This window comes from Flavobacterium sp., from assembly GCF_036759525.1.
In the GTDB taxonomy this organism is placed as follows: Bacteria; Bacteroidota; Bacteroidia; order Flavobacteriales; family Flavobacteriaceae; genus Flavobacterium.
In genome coordinates this window covers 1-20668 of the sequence record NZ_DAIOUN010000006.1, presented here as the reverse complement: position 1 = coordinate 20668, position 20668 = coordinate 1, and the positions used below count along the sequence as shown (strand labels likewise).

Genomic DNA, 20668 nt, shown 5'->3' with positions numbered 1-20668 from the left:
ATCTGAAAACCTATAACCTATAACCTGTAACCGATAACAGACAACAGACAACCGATAACTAATACGCCACCAAATCCAATAATTCTCTCTCAAATCGTTCTTTAGGTAAATATTGATCTTCCAATGCTTTTACAAATGGGATAGGCGATTCTAAACTACCTACTCTTCGCACCGGACCATCCAAATACTCAAAGCAATTTTCCATAATCATTGACGAAATATCACTGGCAATTCCGCCAAACAAAGTATCTTCTTGAAGAATAATACATTTATTGGTTTTCTTAACGGATTTAAAGATAGCTTCAGTATCTAATGGCTGTAACGTACGTAAATCCAACACATCCGCACTAATTTCAGGATGTTTTGATAAGGTTTCCAAAGCCCAATGCACTCCGGCACCAAATGAAATAATAGTTACTTGCGTTCCTTCTTTTAACAAAGCTGCTTTTCCAAAAGGAATGGTATAATAATCGGTTGGAACATCTTGATAAATGCTGCGATACAATTGTTTGTGTTCAAAATACATCACCGGATTCGGGTCGTTAATCGCCGTATTTAATAAGCCTTTTGCATCATACGGAAAGGCAGGATAAACCACTTTTAAACCGGGTGTTTTGGTAAACCAGGCTTCGTTGGTTTGTGAGTGAAAAGGTCCGGCTTGTGTTCCACCACCACAGGGCATTCGAACAACCACATCGGCTTTTTCATTCCATCGGTAATGCTGCTTGGCTAATAAATTCACAATCGGATTAAATCCAGTTGAAACAAAATCGGCAAACTGCATCTCTACAATGGCTTTATGACCGTTAATTGATAATCCCATTCCGGCAGATACTACAGCACTTTCACATATCGGCGTATTACGAACACGATCTTTGCCAAAAAGGTTTATAAAACCATCGGTAACTTTAAATGCTCCGCCATATTCTGCAATATCTTGCCCCATAATAACCAAGTTGGGGTGGCGTTCCATGGATTGTTTTAAACTTTGTGTAATGGCATCAATTAAACGAATGTTTTCGGTAACAGATGAATGAGTAAATGCTTCAAATTCGTAGGGTTTATAAACATCATTTAACTCTTCTTCTAAATTTGCTACCAAGTCGGGTTCTTCAAAAACCAAACGAATATGTTCATCCATTTCTTGCTTGAATTCTTGACGTATGGATTCATCTTTTTCTGTAGTCAAAATGCCACGCTCTATCAAATAGGTTCTGTAGTTTTCAATTGGATCTTTCTTCGCCCATTCATCCATTAAGTCTTGCGGAACATATTTGGTACCACTCGCCTCTTCATGTCCCCGCATTCTAAAGGTCAAAAATTCCAACAACACCGGTCTTGGATTTTCACGCAATGAGGCTACCAATTCAGATACTTTAGAATATACCTCCAAAATATTGTTCCCATCAATGATGTGACTTTCCATTCCGTAACCAATCCCTTTATCGGCCAAATTTGCACAACGGTATTGTTCATTAGTTGGAGTTGATAGCCCATAGCCATTATTTTCAATAACAAACAAGACCGGTAAATCCCAAACCGAAGCAATATTTAAGGCTTCATGAAAATCACCTTCGCTGGTAGCTCCTTCTCCGGTAAATACCGCAGTGACTTTACCATTCTTTTTGAGTTTATTGGCTAAGGCAATTCCGTCTGCCACACCCAATTGCGGACCCAAGTGCGATATCATTCCAACAATCTTGTACTCTTGTGTGCCAAAGTGAAACGAACGATCTCTACCTTTAGTAAAACCACTTTTTTTACCTTGCCATTGGGCAAATAATCGTTTCAAAGGAATTTCTCTTGTTGTAAAAACACCTAAATTTCGGTGCATAGGTAAAATGTATTCATCTTTGTCCAGAGCCGAGGCAATACCAACTGAAATCGCTTCCTGACCAATACCGGAAAACCATTTGGAAATTTTTCCTTGTCGAAGCAGGATAAGCATTTTTTCTTCAATCAAACGGGGTTTAAGTAATGCGGTGTATAATTCCAGTAAAGTTGAATCAGAGAGGTTTTTTCTATCAAAAAGCATAGTTTGGGTGTTTTTAAAACGCCCTCAAAAGTACAAAAAATAACAAATTCAATCCTTTTTGTGATACTTTTTTATATAACGTTTTCGCATGTGTTAATAACTTTGAATTTTGAAGTTCCAAATATTTATTTACATTTGTATTTACAAGCATTCAACTCACTTAGAGTTATTAACAAATAACAATTTACTATGCAAAAAATTCCTAGTGTTGACTTGCGTGATTTCCTATCGGATGACCCGGTACGCAAACAAAAATTTGTAAATGAAATCGGAAAAGCTTATTCAGATATAGGGTTTGTAGCCCTTAAAGGTCATTTTTTAGATGACCGATTGGTGGATGAATTGTACTCAGAAGTACGTAACTTTTTTAACCTGCCATTAGAAACCAAATCCAAATATGAAATTCCGGGTATTGGTGGGCAACGCGGTTATGTTTCTTTTGGTAAAGAACATGCTAAAGGACGCTCTGCCGGTGATTTAAAAGAGTTTTGGCACTTTGGTCAATATGTAAGTGAAGGTTCAAAATATGCCGGAGAATATCCTGACAACGTTGAAGTTACGGAACTGCCAAAATTTAATGAGGTAGGTAAAGAAGCCTATCAAATGTTGGAGAAAACCGGAGTTTATGTTTTGAGAGCTTTAGCACTATATTTAGGTTTAGATGAATTCTATTTCGATAAATACATCAAAGACGGAAACAGTATTTTACGTCCGATTCATTATCCACCAATTACTGATGAACCTAAAGATGCCGTTCGTGCAGCGGCTCATGGTGATATCAACTTGATAACCTTATTGATGGGAGCACAAGGTAAAGGATTACAAGTGCAAAACCATAACGGCGATTGGATTGATGCCATGGCAGAACCGGATGAATTGATGATTAATGTAGGCGATATGTTATCACGTCACACCAATAATAAATTAAAATCGACTATACATCAAGTGGTGAATCCACCAAGAGAGTTATGGGGAACTTCACGTTATTCCATTCCTTTCTTTATGCATCCGGTAAGCGACATGCGTTTGGATGTATTGGAAGATTGTATTGATGAAAACAATCCAAAACTATACGAAGACATTTCTGCCGGAGAATTTTTGCATGAACGTTTGGTTGATTTGGGATTGATTAAGAAGTAAATTTTATTAACTCATAAAAGAAAGACATTGAGTTTTGGCTTGATGTCTTTTTTGATTTGTGAAGGTACTGAGGTACTTAGTAGCTAAGGCACTAAGGTCTAAAAGAAGACAATCAAAAACCTCAGTAGCTCAGTACCTTAGCAACATAGAACCTTTAAAATGAATGACCTAAACGAACAACTTAAAAAACTCTTCCCAGACCATCAACCCTCCAACGAACCGGAACAAGTTGAGGATACCCCACATGAATTATACGTTCAAAAAGAACCGATGATTTGCCAATACGAAAAGCGTAAAGGGAAACCCACTACTATTATTTCAGGTTATGAAGGAGCCGATGAAGACTTTAAAATCTTAGCCAAAGAAATAAAGAGTAAATTTGCCGTTGGTGGCAGTTTCAAAGACGGCGAAATCATCATTCAAGGGGATTACCGTGACAAAATAATGCAATTTTTAAAAGATAAAGGATTTAAAACCAAACGTGTAGGAGGTTAAAATTTTGTTTCAAGTTTATAGTTTCAAGTTAATCTTTACTCAGTTTAGAGTTTTATTTAAATTTTGAAGCACCCAACTTGAAACATGAAACCTGAAACCTGAAACCTGAAACAAAAAAACAATGATACAATCATCCGAATTAATACTAAACCCCAACGGTAGTGTTTATCACATCAATTTATTGCCGGAACAAATTGCTCACGATATTATTTTTGTGGGTGATCAAAATCGGGTAGAAAAAATCACCAAACATTTTGATTCCATTGAATTTACTACCCAAAAAAGAGAATTCAAAACGCAAACCGGAATCTATAAAGGCAAACGCATCACCGTAATGTCCACCGGAATTGGTCCGGATAACATTGATATTGTAATGAACGAACTCGATGCGTTAGTCAATATCGATTTAAAAACCAGAACCATTAAAGACAAATTAACTTCGTTAAACATAGTTCGAATTGGAACTTCCGGTTCGTTACAAGCCCATATTCCGGTAGATAGTTTTGTAATGAGTGCGTATGGTTTGGGATTAGACAATATGCTTCGCTCCTATTTAATCGATGCGTTTTCCGAAAAAGACATCGAAGATGCCTTTATCAATCAAACCCACTGGGATTTGAGAAAAGGTCGCCCTTATGTAATTAAAGGAAGTGATGTTTTAATCAAAAAATTTGAAAGTAAACAAATTCACAAAGGTTTCACCGGAACGGCAGGCGGTTTTTATGGTCCACAAGGTCGTGTTTTACGGTTGAATATTCAAGATGCTGAATTAAATTCAAAAATGGATTCTTTTAATTACAACGGCATTCAAATGACCAATTTAGAAATGGAAACCGGAGCGATTTATGGTTTAGGAAAACTGCTAGGACATGAATGTTTATCGTTGAATGCGATTATTGCTAACCGAGCAAATGGAACGTTTAGTGAAGACCCGTACAAAGCGGTGGATGCGTTGATTGAATATGCATTGGATAAATTGGCGGAGTGATAATATGCCAATGAGTCAATTTGTTAATTCTTTTAATTTCATCAATCTATTTTCAAAAATTAGAATATGAATGTAACCCTCGAAACCAAACGTCTCCTACTTCGACCCCTTGAACTTAGTGATGCCGAAGCGATGTTTGAAATGGATAATAATCCCAGCGTCCACAAATACCTTTGGCAAAAGCCAACACAAGAGATTAGTGAAACAATTAAGACTATTGAATACGTTCAACAGCAATATCGAGAAAACAAAATTGGTCGCTTTGCTACAATCCTAATAGAAACCGGCGAATTTATAGGTTGGACAGGGATAAAATTTGTAAATGACCATGTAGAAAACGGCAATACCAATTTCTATGATTACGGCTACCGTTTAAATGAAAAATTTTGGAACAAAGGTTATGCAACAGAAGCCTCCATCGCATGGTTAGACTATGGATTTAACCAAATGAATATAGAAAAAATGCACGCTTACACACATGGTGAAAACGGAGCATCCAATCACGTTTTACAAAAAGTTGGATTTAATTTTATGGAAAATTATCCGGATAAAGAAGGTGTGATTTGGAAGTGGTGGCAACTTGTAAACTCTTAAACCTTTAAACTTTTAAACTTAATAATGAAAACCATCAAAATAGCAGGCGTTCCCGAACATTTCAATTTGCCATGGCATTTGTGCATTGAAAACGGTGAATTTGAAGAAGCCGGAATCGATTTACAATGGACCGACGTTCCCGAAGGAACCGGAAAAATGTGCCAGATGTTAAGAGATGGTGAAACGGATATTGCCGTAATTTTAACGGAAGGAATTGTAAAAGACATTACTGCCGGAAATCCTTCTAAAATCGTTCAAGTATATGTGGAAAGCCCCCTTATTTGGGGAATTCACGTGGATGCTAAATCCAACTTTACATCACTTTCTGATTTAGAAAATGCAAAAGTGGCGATAAGTCGGATGGGATCGGGTTCGCACTTAATGGCGATTGTCAATGCTCAAAATCAAGGTTGGAAAACAGATGATTTGCAGTTTGAAATCGTCAACACCATTGAGGGTGCTGTTGAAGCCTTGTCCTATGGAAAAGCCGATTATTTTATGTGGGAAAAGTTCATGACAAAACCTTTGGTGGACAACGGTATATTTCGCAGAATTGCCGACTGCCCTACTCCCTGGCCCTGTTTTGTAATTGCGGTTCGCAATGAAATAGTGGAAAACCAACCACAAACCATCAGATTACTTTTAGATATTATCAATACAACAACTTCAGAATTTAAAGATATTCCAAGTATCAATCGCACATTAGCCCAAAGATACAACCAAAAAATTGACGATATCAATTTGTGGTTGAATCAAACCCGATGGACGCAACAATCCCTTAAACCCGAAACGTTAAACAAAGTTCAAAATCAGCTTTTTGAATTAAGTCTTATCAATAAAAAAAGTACTTTTGCTGAAATCGTGCATAACTTATAAAGTTTTGCCGTTTTAGTTGTATGAATATATTTGGAACTTTCAAACTAGAAGAATTAAAAACAAAATTTCAGGTCAAACGACCCTGGGATGATGTAATTATATTTGTTTTGAATGTACTGATAGCCATTCCGATATTCATTATTGCACACCAAAATTTAAAAGACCCGGATTGGGTATTTAATCTAGACCGTATTCTCCTTGGAATCGGTATTTTAGCTTTAATTCAACTCATTTTACGTTTAATTCGAACGCTCTTAATTATTGGTATAGTAGTGTATTTGATCACCTTAATTTACGGTTCTGTATTTGGAGGTTATGGCATTGTTACAGTCTTTCAAGACTATGGCTACATGATTTATTCAATGTCAGAAAATCCAAATCCTCAGGATTTAGTAATATCCAAATTGTTACCTTTTCCTAATAAATCTCAAATTGTTCGGGCTATTGACTTTACAAATCCAGAAGTTCGAAACTTTGCTTTAACGGCTACCACTTTGCATTTTAAAGATTACAAAGGCCAAAAAGAACATCGAAAAATGATTCAATGTTTTGCTGTTTTTAAAGAGATTCGTAACCGTTGGAATTATGTAAACGACCCCAAAGGACAAGAATATATTGCACATGCATCTGAGAGTTTGATTCATTTTTCAGGAGATTGCGACGATCATGCCATATTAATGGCCGCATGCATTCGTGCCGTTGGAGGCACACCCCGACTCATTCATACCGGAGGTCATATTTATCCCGAAATGTTGGTTGGTAAAAAAAGTGATTTAGAAGCGGCTGTTTTCTTAATCAAAGAAGTTTTGTTTGTGCAAGAAAGTAAAAACAAAGAAATTCACTACCATATAGACGAGAGAGGACAAATTTGGTTGAATCTGGATTACACGGCCCGATATCCCGGAGGTCCGTTTATGTCGGAAGAAATTCTGGGTGCTCTTACTTTACAATAAAATCACTTTTTATCGAGTTTCTAAGAATTCGTCTTTGATGCGTTTTACTTTTTTATATATTTACATACTTTAAAAGTTGAAAATGAAAAAAATAGCATTTCTCTTTTTGATTGGTAGCCAATGGTTTTGGGCTCAAGATCAAAATAAATTTGATTTAGGCAAAAACGAAATCAAGTTTGATGTAGTTTCACTGGTAGCATTAGGAAAAATTCATATTAGCTATGAACGTTTTCTTACAGACGATTTTTCAATTGGAATTAGTGGTAATTTTAATGAAAGTTCTTCTTTGAAAGACGACTTTAATCGCGGTAAAAGCAGAACCCTAGAAGATTATCAAATCATTCCCTTTGTACGGTACTCACTTTCTAAAAGTCAAATCAGATATTATTTTGTAGAAGTTTTTGTTTCGGCCAATCAAGGTACTTACAGAGAATTGAAGCGTTTTACTAATGAAAATAATCAAGGTTATTATCAATCGGTTGACCAATCTTATTCTGACTATGCCATTGGGGCTGCTGTGGGACATAAATTTTACATAAAAGAAAAAATCGGAATTGATATTTTCGTGGGTATGGGTAAAAATTTGTTCCAAAATGATCAAAGTCCCGAAATTGTTTCTCGTGTAGGGTTAAATGTAGGTTATCGTTTTTAAATTGTAAATATTATGAAATCACTCAAGATATTACTATTCAGTGTTTTAAGTTTTGTTTTTTTGGCAGCCGAATGTACTCGCGAAGATGATGAGTTTTTCAATGCAGTATACACTACTATTCCCAATTTGGTAGCGGTTGAAACTCAAACCAATTTTCAAGTAAATGATTTTATTTGGGTTAATTCAAATGCATTTTCAAGATGGGTTACCGAACCCAATCAAAGTACATTATTGGATGTTCTACAAACCACAAATGCTACAGAGTTTAACTTTTTATATACTTTAGAAAGAAACGACGGTTCCAATAATTGGGTTAATGTAACTCCTTCTAATGCCAATTTTAGTATAGAAAAAGGTAGTTTTAGTTTGGGCAATTACATAACGGCTAAACCACTATACAATCCTACCAATCATCTATATGAGTATAGAGGTGGGATTCGGTTAACCCAAACCGGACAATACCGTTTGCGATTCTTTGCGGGCTTTGATGGAACCAATTTTGATTTAATTTCCAAAAACACGCCAGGCTCTACCTTTCTAACCATAGGAACAACAGCAACTAACGCTTCGGGTGGTTTTTATAATTTTACAGTAAATTAAAACCATTTTTTTCGCTTGAAATAAAATACCATAGCCATAACCAATACAAACATAACTCCCAATGTGATAAAATATCCGTTAGGAGCTTTTAATTCCGGAATGTTTTCAAAGTTCATTCCATATACTCCAACAATAAAAGTTAACGGAATAAAAATAACCGATACAATAGTGAGTGTTTTCATGATTTCATTCATGCGATGCCCTTGAGCCGAAAAATAAAAACTTGAAGCACTTTCCAAAGAGCTTATATCATAATCTACTTGATCCAGTAACTCCAAACTTTTTTGATACAAACGAGAAAAAAAGGTATAATTTGATTTTTCAATACCATTGAAATCATTGTCATCCTTCATAGATTTTAGATTAAATAAGGAATCTTTCAAGGGTATAATTGACCGTCTGAGGTAATTCAAATCTTCACCACATTTCTCTATACGAATTAAAACATCTTGACTTTCATTGGTTTTAGCTTCAATTTGGAGTTGTTCTATTATATCTTCATATTTTTCAATAGTAATGTAAAAATTTTCCATAATGGCATCCAACATCAAATAGAGTAAAAAATCGCTTTTTTTCTTGCAAACTAAACCTGAGTTGGTTTTGATTCGCTCACGTATGTGGGCAAAAAAATCACCTTTCTTTTCCTGAAAGGAAATCAATAAATTACCCTTTAATAAAAAACTAATTTGCTCAACTCGTACATTCAAATCATCTTTTTCGGGCAATATAGATTTGATACTAAAAAACAACCAATCTTCATATTCTTCCATACGGGTTCGTTTGGCTACATTCAATATATCTCCGGCTATATATAAATCAATCCCCACGGTTTCTACAATTTTTTTGATTAAATCTACTTCATGCAAGCCGTGAACATTGAGCCATTTTACATCAGTTGAGTCCAATAATTGCTGAATTTGAACTTTATCCAAATTCAAGTTTGTCGTTTCCGTGTAGGATTCAGAATTGTATACAAATAGCTGCATTGCAACCGGATGTTCTTTGTGCTGTCCGGTATATTCAAAATAATTGGGTTGTACTTTTCTTCCCTTTTTGTATTTCAGTCGTTTCACGATTTTATTTTTTATAAAAATAAGGGATTTAATTTTTTCATTCTATTTTTACAAAAAATAATTTTCATGTACACCCTAATTATAAACATCAAAGAACTTCTTCAAATTAGAGAAGCCGAAAAACTTAAAGTTTCAGGAGAGGAAATGGCTCATTTACCTCTATTAAAAAATGCCTATTTAATTTTGAAAGACGATTTGATTTTTGATTTTGGTTTAATGAATGATTGTCCAAAATTACCCAATGCCCAAATCATTGATGCTCAAGACCGAATTGTGCTCCCTACTTGGTGCGATAGTCATACCCATTTGGTTTATGCCGGAAACCGGGTTCAGGAGTTTGTAGACCGGATTAATGGTTTAAGTTACGAGGAAATTGCCAGTCGTGGTGGTGGAATCCTTAATTCGGCTCAAAAATTAAACGAAACTTCTGAAGAAGAAATCTACAAGCAATCGAAATATCGATTAGAAGAAGTCATGAAACTGGGTACCGGTGCTATCGAAATCAAATCCGGTTACGGATTAACAGTAGAAGGTGAAATCAAAATGCTTCGCGTAATCAAAAAATTAGCCGAAAATTATCCGCTATCCATAAAAGCTACCTTTTTGGGTGCACATGCTTTTCCAAAAGAATACCAAGACAACCACTCGGGCTATATTGATTTGATTATTAATGAGATGTTACCCAAAATTGCCGCAGAAAATTTAGCTCATTTTATTGATGCATTCTTAGAAACAGGCTATTTTTCTATACAAGAAACAGAGCGTATTATGGAGGCCGGAAAAAAATACGGTTTAAGAGCCAAGATTCATGTCAATCAATTTACGGCAATAAACGGTATAGCAGCCTGTGTGAAACATAACGCTTTATCTGTAGATCATTTGGAAATTGTAACCGATGATGATATTGAAGCTCTTGTGAAAAGTGAAACTATGCCGGTAGCTCTGCCTTCTTGCAGTTACTTTATTAGCATTCCCTATACACCGGCTCGAAAATTAATGGCTGCCGGATTGCCTTTGGCACTCGCAACCGATTACAATCCCGGGACTACTCCATCCGGTAATATGAATTTTGTGGTAGCTACCGCTTGTATCAAAATGAAAATGACTCCGGAAGAAGCGATAAACGCGGCAACTCTTAATGGAGCCTATGCCATGGGAATCTCTGAAACGCATGGAAGTATTACCCGAGGAAAAAAAGCCAATATCATCATTACTAAACCTATCCACTCATTTTACCAACTCCCTTATGAGTTTGGTTCAAACCTTATCGAAAAAGTTTTCATAAACGGTAAAATGTTAGATTAAAATTAATTCAAAAAAAAAGAGCAATGTTTCATTGCTCTTTTTAATTTTCTTGACAAAATATTATTTTAACGTGAAACTGGTTTTGCTTACCAATTCGCCTTTGTCAAATATATTTACAAAATAAGTTCCTTTCTCGAATTTCTCACCAGGTAAATTCTCGGATACATTTACAGTTGAATTTTCATATTTTACTGTGGTAATAAAACTATAGGTTAATGATTTATCACCAAATTCAATAAGTTTTTTCTCGCCCAATACGTTGTTTTTGCTATCAATTACTTGAACGTAATAAGACTTATCACCGGATTTGGCAACCTTATTTTCAGCAATTGTAAAACTGATTTTCAAAATATCTGCTCGGCTTGCTTTATCAGTAGCCACTTCTTTACCGGAACTACGTACTTTAAAAGCCGCTGTTTTTAAGTTTAAAATAGATAATTTTGAAGCAATTTCAACTGTTTTGGATAACTCTTCATTTTGCCCAGCCAAAACTTGATTGTATTCCTTAGCTTCAATTAAAACAACCTTTGTACTGTCTATCTCGGCTGTTAATTGTTGATTCATTTTGGTTAAAGCTTCATTTTCACGAATCAATGCATTCATTTTACTTTGAAGCTCATCTATTTGTTTGCGGTATTTTTTCAGTGTAACAGCATCGGCTTCACCTTTTTTTACCTGTTCCATCAACTTGATAACTTTAGCTCTTTCTGCGATTAATTCTTCAGACATTGAGGTATTTTCAGCTATAGCCGCATCATACGTAGTCTTTAAAATATTTAGTTCGTCTAAAACTTTGGCTTTTTCATCTGTTAATTCTACAATTTGTTGATTGTCTTTTTTAGAATCAGAGCTCATTTTAAACATATAAGCCAAACTGGCTAATAACAATAAAGATAGGACTAAAATTATAGCCTTTAATTTGGAGTTGCTGTTTTGATTTTCCATAAGTAAAATAGTTGATTATGAGGCAAAGTTAATGCAAATAGAATTCCTTTTAACATAAATAACGATTTTTTAGCTAAAAATAGTATTTTTGAGTACAATTTTTTTTTATGGATAACTTAGTTACGTTTACTTCAATCAATCTGGGAAAAATTACCAATCACCGCAGTGGTGAAGTAAAGTTTGGAGAAAAAATGCAAACCATTCCCAAGGGTGTCTCCGTCACCGATTACATCAAAGAAAGCAAAGCCAAATTTGTTTTGTTTGGAATTCCGGAAGATATTGGAGTACGTGCCAATTCGGGCAGACCCGGTGCAGCCTCAGCTTGGGACAGTTGCATTCAAAGTATTGCCAATATTCAGCATAACCGATTTTGCAAAGGAAATCAGATTCTTGTCCTCGGCTCTTTGGATACTCAAGAGATAATGAAAGAAGCCGAAAATTTAAAGTTTTCCGAGGTTCATGATAGAAAAAAATTGTCCGAATTGGTGGAACGTATCGATAAAGAAGTTTCTCATATCATCTTTACAATTGTAAAATCCGGTAAGATTCCCATTATTATTGGTGGCGGTCACAACAATGCTTATGGAGCCATCAAAGGAACCGCATTGGCTAAAGGAAAACCCATAAATGCTGTAAATTTTGATGCTCATTCCGATTTTAGAATAATAGAAGGAAGACACAGTGGTAACGGATTTTCATATGCCTTTGATGAAGGTTTTCTTAAAAAATATTTCGTTTTTGGATTACATGAAAGCTACACTTCCAAAAATGTTCTGCTAAAACTAAAGGATTTGGAAGACCGAGTTCGTTTTAATACCTATGACGAAATTGCAATTCAAAAAATAAAACACTTCGATCAGGAACTCAATCAAGCATTGGCATTTATAAAATCGGATGGTTTTGGAATCGAGGTTGATTTGGATGCTATTCCCAACATTCCAAGTAGTGCCATGACCTGCAGTGGGTTTTCGGTAGAACAACTGCGACAATTTGTTTTCCATTTTGGCAAACATCCCCATGCATCTTATTTGCATATATGTGAAGGTGCTCCGGTTTTAGGTGATGAAAAAAACCCGCATCTTATAGGTAAACTTGTGGGTTACCTGATAACCGATTTTATCAAAGCTCAAAACAGTCTCCATATCGGTTAAATTAAGAATTTCGCTTACATCGGTCTTTTTCCTTTATTTAAGCTATCTTTGCCACAAATAAAGTACTATGACGTTTTCCGATTTAAATCTGTTAAAAAATATTCAACTTGCATTAACAGAAGAAGGCTACACCGCTCCTACTCCTATCCAACAACAAGCTATACCCATAATTTTAGATGGAAATGACTTAGTGGGTTGTGCCCAAACCGGAACCGGAAAAACAGCCGCTTTTGCCATACCCATACTCAATCAATTGCACCGAATTGTTGGTTCGTCACAAAAACGAAAATACATCAGAGCTTTAATAGTAACCCCTACTCGTGAATTGGCTATCCAAATTGGAGAAAGTTTTGATACGTATGGAAAGTATACAAACATGCGTCAAATCACTCTTTTTGGTGGTGTAAGCCAGGTTCCACAGGTAGATCAACTCAAGAGAGGTGTCGATATTCTCATTGCTACTCCGGGTAGACTTTTGGATCTTCACAAACAAGGATTTGTTGACTTAGACCATTTGCATACATTGGTTTTGGATGAAGCCGACCAAATGTTGGATATGGGTTTTATTAATGATGTAAAAAAAATTATTAAACTAACTCCAACCAATCGTCAAACTCTGCTCTTCTCTGCTACCATGCCCGTAGCCATTAGAGAACTCGCCGATAGTTTCTTAACTCAACCCAAATACGTATCGGTTACTCCTATTTCATCAACCGCTGAAACCGTAAAACAAAAAGTCTATTTTGTTGGTAAAGAAGACAAACGAAAATTATTGTATCATCTTATCCGAAATGAAAATTTATCGAATTTACTCGTATTTACCCGAACCAAACACGGTGCCGATAACGTAGTTAAGGCCTTGAAAAAAAATGGAGTTACTGCAGAAGCCATTCATGGAGATAAATCGCAATCGGCCAGACAAAGGGTTTTAGAAAGTTTCAAAAAAAATGAAATTGGGGTGTTGGTTGCTACCGATATTGCCGCTCGAGGTATAGATATCGAAAATCTACCTTATGTTTTAAATTTTGACCTCCCCAATGTACCTGAGACCTATGTACATCGTATCGGAAGAACCGGAAGGGCCGGTAATGGCGGAATATCCATATCGTTTTGTGGAAAAGATGAAGAAACCTATTGGAAAGATATTCAAAAACTAATTCGGGTTTCGGTAAAAGTGATTGAAGATCATCCCTATCCCTGGAAAAATGAAGAAAAAACACCAGAGGTTGAAGTTAAAAAGGATTACAGAAATACTTCAAAAAACAAAAACTCAAGAAAATCTGACGCTTCTAAGAAAAATAAAAAAAGGTGGTACTAAACCCCCTTTTTTTATAATTGAATTTTTTCTATGGCTTCCAAAACATAAGTATGTAAAACTTCGTTGTAATCCAAATGGGTTACCATGCGGAGTTTTCCTTTACCTAAAGAACTTATATATATATTCTTCTGTTTTAATTTTTCCATTACCCATTCGTCTTGGATGTGAGGTAAAACCGAAAAAATTACAATATTGGTCTCTACATTCTCTACCGATTGTACCCATTGGGTTTTAGACAAAACTTCTCCTAATTCCTTTGCTCTTCTATGGTCTTCAGCCAAACGTTCAATATGGTGTTCTAATGCATAAATGGCTGCTGCTGCCATGTAACCCACTTGACGCATTCCGCCACCCAAAACTTTTCGAATTCGCATTACTTTGGCATAATCAGATTCTGAAAGGAGCAATACGGAACCAATGGGTGTACCCATACCCTTAGAAAAACAAACCGATATCGTATCAAATAATTTTCCATATTGCATAGGATCCTGATTTTTGGCTACCAATGCATTCCATAATCTCGCTCCATCCAAATGGTATTTTAAGCCGTGTTTCTGACAAACTTTTTGTATGGCAATTAAATCTTCCATTTCATAACAAGCCCCACCTCCTTTGTTAGTCGTATTTTCCAAAGAAACTAATGTGGTTAACGGACTATGGTAAAAATCCGGTGGATTGATGGCGGCTTCTACTTGATCGGCCGTAATCATTCCTCTATTACCCTCTAATAATCGACACGAAACCCCACTATTAAAGGAAACCCCACCCCCTTCATAATTGTATATGTGTGCATACTTATCGGCAATCAACTGTTCTCCGGGTTGTGTATGCAATTTAATAGCCGCTTGGTTGGCCATTGTTCCTGAAGGAAAAAATAAAGCCCGCTCCATTCCAAAAAATGCCGCTACTTTTTCTTCTAATTCATTTACGGTTGGATCCTGTTTGAATACATCATCGCCCACTTTGGCATGAAACATGGTTCGCAACATTTCTGGTGTAGGCCTCGTAACTGTATCACTTATTAAATTTATTTCCATGCGTAAAACACTGTATTACTTTAATTTTTCTACTTATTTGTTCTTTATATTTACTTCATTATTACCTTTACAATCCTTATATGACTTATATGGTTTTAAAAAAAATCACCTTAAAATCCGAGTATTAGCCAATCATTAAATCAATTGCATTTCTATTTTTAGTTTGACAAAGCTCATTATTATTTAGGGTAATATATATCGTTTCTTTTTGATTAGGACAACTCACATCTTGTCCCTACCTTTGCAAAAAACAAAACTACAACAATTATGACAAATACCGAACAAATTAAAGGTATTGTAGAACGCCTTGGTGCGTTGAGGAGGTATCTTTGACATCGATAAGAAGTTAATTGAAATTACCAACGAAGAAGAAAAAACCTTTGACCCCAACTTTTGGAACAATCCGAAAGAAGCTGAAATCGTGGTTCGCGACTTGCGTTCCAAGAAAAAATGGGTAGAAGATTATCAAAAAGCAGTCAATTTAACAGAAGAACTCCAATTGGTTTTTGAATTTTACAAAGACGGTGATGCTACTGAATTAGAAGTAGATACCGTTTTTGAACAAACCAATACTTTAATTGAAAACTTAGAGTTCAAAAACATGCTTTCTGAGGAAGGCGACAACCTAAGTGCTGTACTGCAAATTACAGCCGGTGCCGGTGGTACGGAAAGTTGTGATTGGGCTTCGATGCTCATGCGAATGTACCTCATGTGGGCGGAAAAAGAAGGTTACAAAGTAAAAGAATTGAACTTTCAGGAGGGCGATGTGGCCGGAATTAAAACCGTAACTCTTGAAATTGAAGGCGATTATGCCTTTGGTTACCTCAAAGGGGAAAATGGGGTGCATCGATTGGTGCGTATTTCGCCGTTTGACAGTAATGCCAAACGCCATACCTCATTTGCTTCGGTTTATGTGTATCCATTAGTGGATGATACGATTGAAATTGAAATCAATCCGGCCGATTTAGAAATCATCACCTCGCGTTCGAGTGGTGCGGGTGGACAAAATGTGAACAAAGTAGAAACGAAAGTACAGTTGTTTCACAAACCCACCGGCATTCAAATTCAATGCTCTGAAACGCGTTCGCAACAAGACAACCGTCAACGGGCGATGCAAATGTTACGTTCACAATTGTATGAAATTGAATTGAACAAACGAATGGCTCAACGAGCCGATATTGAAGCCGGAAAAATGAAAATCGAATGGGGTTCGCAAATTCGAAACTATGTAATGCATCCTTATAAATTAGTCAAAGACGTTCGAACCGCTCACGAGACCAGTGATGTGGAAGGTGTAATGAACGGTGAAATTGATGCGTTTTTGAAATCGTATTTGATGATGATGGGACAAAAGGAAGAATAGTTAAGGGTTTTAATGGGTTTAAATGGAATTGATGTGAATTTTATTTTAAAACAGGAATCAATATTCCCACTTCTAAAACGTTTTCGTATTTTAGCATCAAAATAAAAAATTGTACCTCTATGGATTTAAACTTCAATAAAAACGAAGACCATAATAAACTCTTATTAGCCGAATTAAAACGCCGTTTTGCCCAAGTAAAATTAGGAGGTGGCGAAAAAAGAATCGAAAAACTTCATGCCGAAGGCAAAATGACCGCCCGAGAACGCATCGATTATTTGTTGGATGAAAAAGCCAAAAGCATTGAAATCGGAGCTTTTGCCGGCGATGGAATGTACAAGGAACACGGCGGTTGTCCGTCCGGTGGTGTGGTAGTGAAAATGGGGTACATTAAAGGAAAACAATGCATTGTAGTAGCTAATGATGCTACCGTTAAAGCGGGTGCCTGGTTTCCGATTACGGGAAAAAAGAATCTTCGTGCTCAGGAAATTGCCATTGAAAACCGTTTGCCTATCATTTATTTAGTGGACAGTGCCGGGGTGTATTTGCCCATGCAAGACGAAATCTTTCCTGATAAAGAACATTTCGGACGTATATTCCGAAACAACGCTATCATGAGTAGTATGGGCATTACCCAAATTGCCGCTGTCATGGGCAGTTGTGTGGCTGGTGGAGCCTATTTACCAATTATGAGTGACGAAGCGATGATTGTCGATAAAACCGGGAGCATTTTCTTAGCCGGAAGTTATTTGGTGAAAGCTGCGATTGGTGAAAACATAGATAATGAAACCTTGGGCGGAGCCACCACGCACTGCGAAATTTCAGGCGTAACGGATTATAAGGCCAAAGACGATAAAGATGCGTTAGACCGTATCAAAAGCATTGTAGGTAAAATTGGCGACTATGATAAAGCCGGATTCAACCGTGAGAAAGCGGCCAAACCTGCTTTGAAAGAAACAGATATTTATGGAATACTTCCGAAATCAAGAGCGGACCAATATGACATGATGGAAATCATCAAACGATTAGTCGATAATTCAGAAATGGACTTATATAAAGACGGTTATGGACAATCCATCATCACGTGTTATGCCCGTATTGACGGTTGGGCTGTGGGCATTGTGGCCAATCAACGCACGGTTTCCAAAACCAAAAAAGGCGAAATTCAGTTTGGGGGTGTGATTTATTCCGATTCGGCGGATAAGGCGACGCGTTTTATTGCAAATTGTAATCAGAAGAAAATTCCGTTGGTGTTTTTACAAGACGTGACCGGGTTTATGGTGGGCAGCAAATCAGAACACGGTGGCATCATTAAAGACGGAGCTAAGATGGTGAATGCCGTTTCCAATTCGGTGGTGCCTAAATTTACGATAGTGGTGGGTAATTCCTATGGTGCAGGTAACTATGCCATGTGTGGAAAAGCCTACGACCCCCGCTTAATTGTGGCATGGCCAAGTGCCGAATTAGCCGTAATGGGTGGCACACAAGCCGCCAAAGTTTTGATGCAAATAGAAGCTTCTTCTCTAAAAGCCAAAGGTGAAGTAGTAGATGAAGCCAAAGAAAAAGAGTTATTTGATAAAATCAAAGCTCGTTACGACGAACAAGTTTCGCCGTATTATGCCGCTTCACGTTTGTGGACCGATGCGATTATTGATCCTTTAGAAACCCGAACTTGGATATCCATGGGGATTGAAGCGGCGAACCACGCTCCTATTGAAAAGAAATTTAATTTGGGAGTGATTCAGGTATAATTGTATGGATTAAAACTTGTTCAGTAGAATTTCATTTTTATACTTTTTAACCACATTGATGCATAGATGTTCATAGATATTGAAAGACGTTTCACTTCATCTAGAATAGCATAGCTATGAGAGCCCAATCATTGGGCTATCGCTATCTTTTTTACTAGGTTTCTATGTGGTTAAATTGTTCTTTAACTAAATACTAGTTTTATTTAATGATACTTGTTCAGTTGAATACAATTTTTTTTTACCACTTAGATGCATAGATGTTCATAGATGTTGAAAGTCGTTTCACTTCATCTAGAATAGCATAGCTATGAGAGCCCAATAATTGGACTATCGCTATCTTTTTTACTAGGTTTCTATGTGGTTAAATTGTTCTTTAAGAAAGTTTTTTTTATTGAAAACTTAAAAATTTTAAAGAAGGAATAAATCCCAAAACCCACCAAATTCCAATTACGTTTTTTAGCTTTGCACCATGACGCAGCCTTCTCATTTTATTTCGTTTCAAAACGATGTATCCGCTATCGGTTTGCCGGAAAAATTCACCTTTCCGTTTTACTATGAACCGCATGAACTGAGTAAAATAGCCGCTTCCGAATTGCAAGACTACTTGAACACGCAAACCGACTGGGAACACAATTTCGGATTAAAAGAAGGGCAGCAAGGGTTAGTCATCGGAAAAATGTTTGGCGTATTGGTTGTGCAAAAACCTACCGGAGAAGTGGGTTATCTCGCCGCATTTTCCGGAAAGTTGGCCGATAGCAACGAGCACCGTCATTTTGTGCCACCTGTGTTTGATATGCTCCAACAAGACGGCTTTTTTAAACAAGAAGAAAAAATCCTGAATGCCTTCAACCGAGATATTGAAGCCTTAGAAAACGATGTGGAATACCTCGCTTGTCAACAAGCTTTGGCCACTACCCTTTTGCAAGCCGAACACGACAAAGCCGAAAAGAAAGAACAAAGTCGCGTGAATAAAATCCGTCGGGATGCCTTGCGGGTGAAAGCGGAACAGGAATTAGCTTTTGACGACTACAAAGCCCTGCAAAAAAGCTTGAGCAAAGAAAGCCAGCAGGAAAGCATACAGCTAAAACAAATGAACCATTATTGGAAAACGGAAATCGAGAAAGCTCAACAAAAAGTAGCGGTTTTTGAAGCCCGTTTGCAACAATTGAAAGACGAACGCAAAGCCAAATCGGCGGCGTTGCAACAAAAATTGTTTCAGCAGTATGCGTTTTTGAATCCGTTGGGAGAAACGAAGAGTTTAGGAGCCATTTTTGAAGACAATCCACCGGCGAGTGCGGGTGAATGTGCAGCACCGAAATTGTTGCAGTATGCTTATTTACACCACTTGCAACCCATTGCCTTGGCTGAATTTTGGTGGGGACAATCGCCAAAGTCGGAAATACGGAAACACGGGTATTTTTATCCGGCTTGCACGGGCAAATGCAAACCCATTTTGGCCCACATGTTGGTAGGTTTGAACGTGGACGACAATCCGTTGTTGCAGAATCCAGCAGAAGACAAGGAGTTGACGTTTTTATACGACGATGCCTATTTATCGGTGGTGCATAAACCGGCCGAGTTTTTATCGGTGCCCGGCAAAGCGATACAGGATTCGGTGTATTGGCGTTACAAAGAAAAATTTCCCGATGCCACCGGCCCGTTGATTGTGCATCGGTTGGACATGTCCACCTCCGGGATTTTGTTGCTGGCAAAAAGTACAGAAATCTATTTGCAGTTGCAGGCCCAATTCATGAAACGCACGGTGCAAAAACGCTATGTAGCCTTATTGAACGGCATGATTGAACACGACCGTGGCGAGATCAATTTACCTTTACGGGTAGATTTGGACAACCGCCCAAACCAGTTGGTGTGTTACCAGTACGGCAAACCCGCCAAAACGCAATGGGAAGTGGTAGAACGCCGAGAGCACACCACCTTGGTACACTTCTACCCCATCACGGGCCGCACGCACCAGTTGCGGGTACACGCCGCCCACCCCGAAGGCCTCAACGCCCCGATTGTAGGCGATGATTTATATGGCACCAAAGCCGACCGCCTCTATTTGCATGCGGAACGCTTACGGTTTTGGCACCCGGTGTTGGGGAAAGAGATGGAGGTGGTGGATGGGGTTGGGTTTTAGGGTAGATAGAAAAAAAATGTCTTTTAATTTTGATTAATAAAAATCTTATTTAAATTTATTGAAAGATTTTAAAGAAAAAAATGATTAGACTTAGAAAAAGTACACAATTACAAATTAAAAAACTATTTGAATTCATACCAATTCTAATATTTACCGCAATACCTTTCATAGTATATGACAATTCTGAAGTTTTTTTTGAACAACATTTTGTAATTATTTCATTTATCAATCTTTTATCAATAATTGCTATATTTC

The 20668-nt window shown here is 37.1% G+C and carries 18 protein-coding genes; 14 read left to right on the top strand and 4 right to left on the bottom strand.

The window, feature by feature from the left end:
• Window positions 1-58: 58 nt before the first annotated feature.
• On the bottom strand, window positions 59-2035 hold the full coding sequence (locus V7M80_RS06280) for an alpha-ketoacid dehydrogenase subunit alpha/beta (RefSeq protein WP_333694818.1): 1977 nt from the start codon (window positions 2033-2035) through the stop codon (window positions 59-61).
• 189 nt (window positions 2036-2224) lie between these two features.
• On the opposite strand from V7M80_RS06280, the gene V7M80_RS06275 reads away from it, so the two are divergent.
• The 8 genes from V7M80_RS06275 (at window position 2225) to V7M80_RS06240 (ending at window position 8333) form a co-directional block, all read left to right on the top strand.
• Window positions 2225-3175, top strand: coding sequence for an isopenicillin N synthase family dioxygenase (locus V7M80_RS06275; protein ID WP_333694817.1), 951 nt, complete (start codon window positions 2225-2227; stop codon window positions 3173-3175).
• Between the two features lie 159 nt (window positions 3176-3334).
• Window positions 3335-3670, top strand: coding sequence for a translation initiation factor (locus V7M80_RS06270; protein WP_333694815.1), 336 nt, complete (start codon window positions 3335-3337; stop codon window positions 3668-3670).
• Between the two features lie 121 nt (window positions 3671-3791).
• Window positions 3792-4658: a nucleoside phosphorylase gene (locus V7M80_RS06265; RefSeq protein ID WP_333694813.1), complete on the top strand. Its 867-nt coding sequence runs from the start codon at window positions 3792-3794 to the stop codon at window positions 4656-4658.
• A 66-nt stretch (window positions 4659-4724) separates the two neighbouring features.
• Complete coding sequence (locus tag V7M80_RS06260) at window positions 4725-5252, top strand: GNAT family N-acetyltransferase (protein WP_333694811.1); 528 nt, start codon at window positions 4725-4727, stop codon at window positions 5250-5252.
• Between the two features lie 24 nt (window positions 5253-5276).
• Window positions 5277-6128 carry a substrate-binding domain-containing protein gene (locus tag V7M80_RS06255; protein WP_333694809.1) on the top strand — a complete coding sequence of 284 codons (852 nt, stop codon included), beginning with the start codon at window positions 5277-5279 and terminating at the stop codon, window positions 6126-6128.
• Window positions 6129-6148: 20 nt separating this feature from the next.
• Window positions 6149-7081 (top strand): transglutaminase family protein, encoded by a 933-nt coding sequence (locus tag V7M80_RS06250; protein WP_333694808.1) that lies wholly within the window; start codon window positions 6149-6151, stop codon window positions 7079-7081.
• A gap of 82 nt (window positions 7082-7163) precedes the next feature.
• Window positions 7164-7733 carry a DUF3575 domain-containing protein gene (locus V7M80_RS06245; RefSeq protein ID WP_333694807.1) on the top strand — a complete coding sequence of 190 codons (570 nt, stop codon included), beginning with the start codon at window positions 7164-7166 and terminating at the stop codon, window positions 7731-7733.
• Window positions 7734-7745: 12 nt separating this feature from the next.
• Window positions 7746-8333, top strand: a complete 588-nt coding sequence (locus V7M80_RS06240; RefSeq protein WP_333694806.1) for a hypothetical protein — start codon at window positions 7746-7748, stop codon at window positions 8331-8333.
• Here V7M80_RS06240 and corA read toward each other — a convergent pair.
• Window positions 8330-9406: a magnesium/cobalt transporter CorA gene (gene corA / locus V7M80_RS06235; RefSeq protein ID WP_333694804.1), complete on the bottom strand. Its 1077-nt coding sequence runs from the start codon at window positions 9404-9406 to the stop codon at window positions 8330-8332. The genes V7M80_RS06240 and corA overlap by 4 nt on opposite strands.
• Window positions 9407-9472: 66 nt before the next feature.
• On the opposite strand from corA, the gene hutI reads away from it, so the two are divergent.
• Window positions 9473-10711 (top strand): imidazolonepropionase, encoded by a 1239-nt coding sequence (hutI, locus tag V7M80_RS06230; protein ID WP_333694803.1) that lies wholly within the window; start codon window positions 9473-9475, stop codon window positions 10709-10711.
• A 60-nt stretch (window positions 10712-10771) separates the two neighbouring features.
• On the opposite strand, the gene V7M80_RS06225 is transcribed toward hutI, so the two are convergent.
• Window positions 10772-11656, bottom strand: coding sequence for a hypothetical protein (locus V7M80_RS06225; protein ID WP_333694801.1), 885 nt, complete (start codon window positions 11654-11656; stop codon window positions 10772-10774).
• 107 nt (window positions 11657-11763) lie between these two features.
• Here V7M80_RS06225 and V7M80_RS06220 point away from each other — a divergent pair, with 107 nt between their 5' ends.
• Window positions 11764-12807, top strand: a complete 1044-nt coding sequence (locus V7M80_RS06220; RefSeq protein WP_333694799.1) for a formimidoylglutamase — start codon at window positions 11764-11766, stop codon at window positions 12805-12807.
• A 67-nt stretch (window positions 12808-12874) separates the two neighbouring features.
• Complete coding sequence (locus V7M80_RS06215; RefSeq protein WP_333694797.1) at window positions 12875-14125, top strand: DEAD/DEAH box helicase; 1251 nt, start codon at window positions 12875-12877, stop codon at window positions 14123-14125.
• Between the two features lie 11 nt (window positions 14126-14136).
• On the opposite strand, the gene V7M80_RS06210 is transcribed toward V7M80_RS06215, so the two are convergent.
• On the bottom strand, window positions 14137-15162 hold the full coding sequence (locus V7M80_RS06210; RefSeq protein WP_333694796.1) for a threonine aldolase family protein: 1026 nt from the start codon (window positions 15160-15162) through the stop codon (window positions 14137-14139).
• A gap of 267 nt (window positions 15163-15429) precedes the next feature.
• On the opposite strand from V7M80_RS06210, the gene prfB reads away from it, so the two are divergent.
• The 3 genes from prfB to V7M80_RS06195 all read left to right on the top strand — a co-directional run bounded on the left by prfB (window position 15430) and on the right by V7M80_RS06195 (window position 20413).
• Window positions 15430-16525 (top strand): peptide chain release factor 2 gene (prfB, locus tag V7M80_RS06205; protein WP_333694795.1). Its coding sequence is split into 2 segments (ribosomal slippage): window positions 15430-15492 and window positions 15494-16525, totalling 1095 coding nucleotides; the frame shifts between segments, so codons are not numbered across the junction.
• Window positions 16526-16644: 119 nt separating this feature from the next.
• Entirely contained in the window at window positions 16645-18273 is a 1629-nt protein-coding gene (locus V7M80_RS06200) for an acyl-CoA carboxylase subunit beta (RefSeq protein WP_333694794.1), read from the top strand.
• 469 nt (window positions 18274-18742) lie between these two features.
• Complete coding sequence (locus V7M80_RS06195) at window positions 18743-20413, top strand: pseudouridine synthase (RefSeq protein ID WP_333694793.1); 1671 nt, start codon at window positions 18743-18745, stop codon at window positions 20411-20413.
• Window positions 20414-20668: the final 255 nt, after the last annotated feature.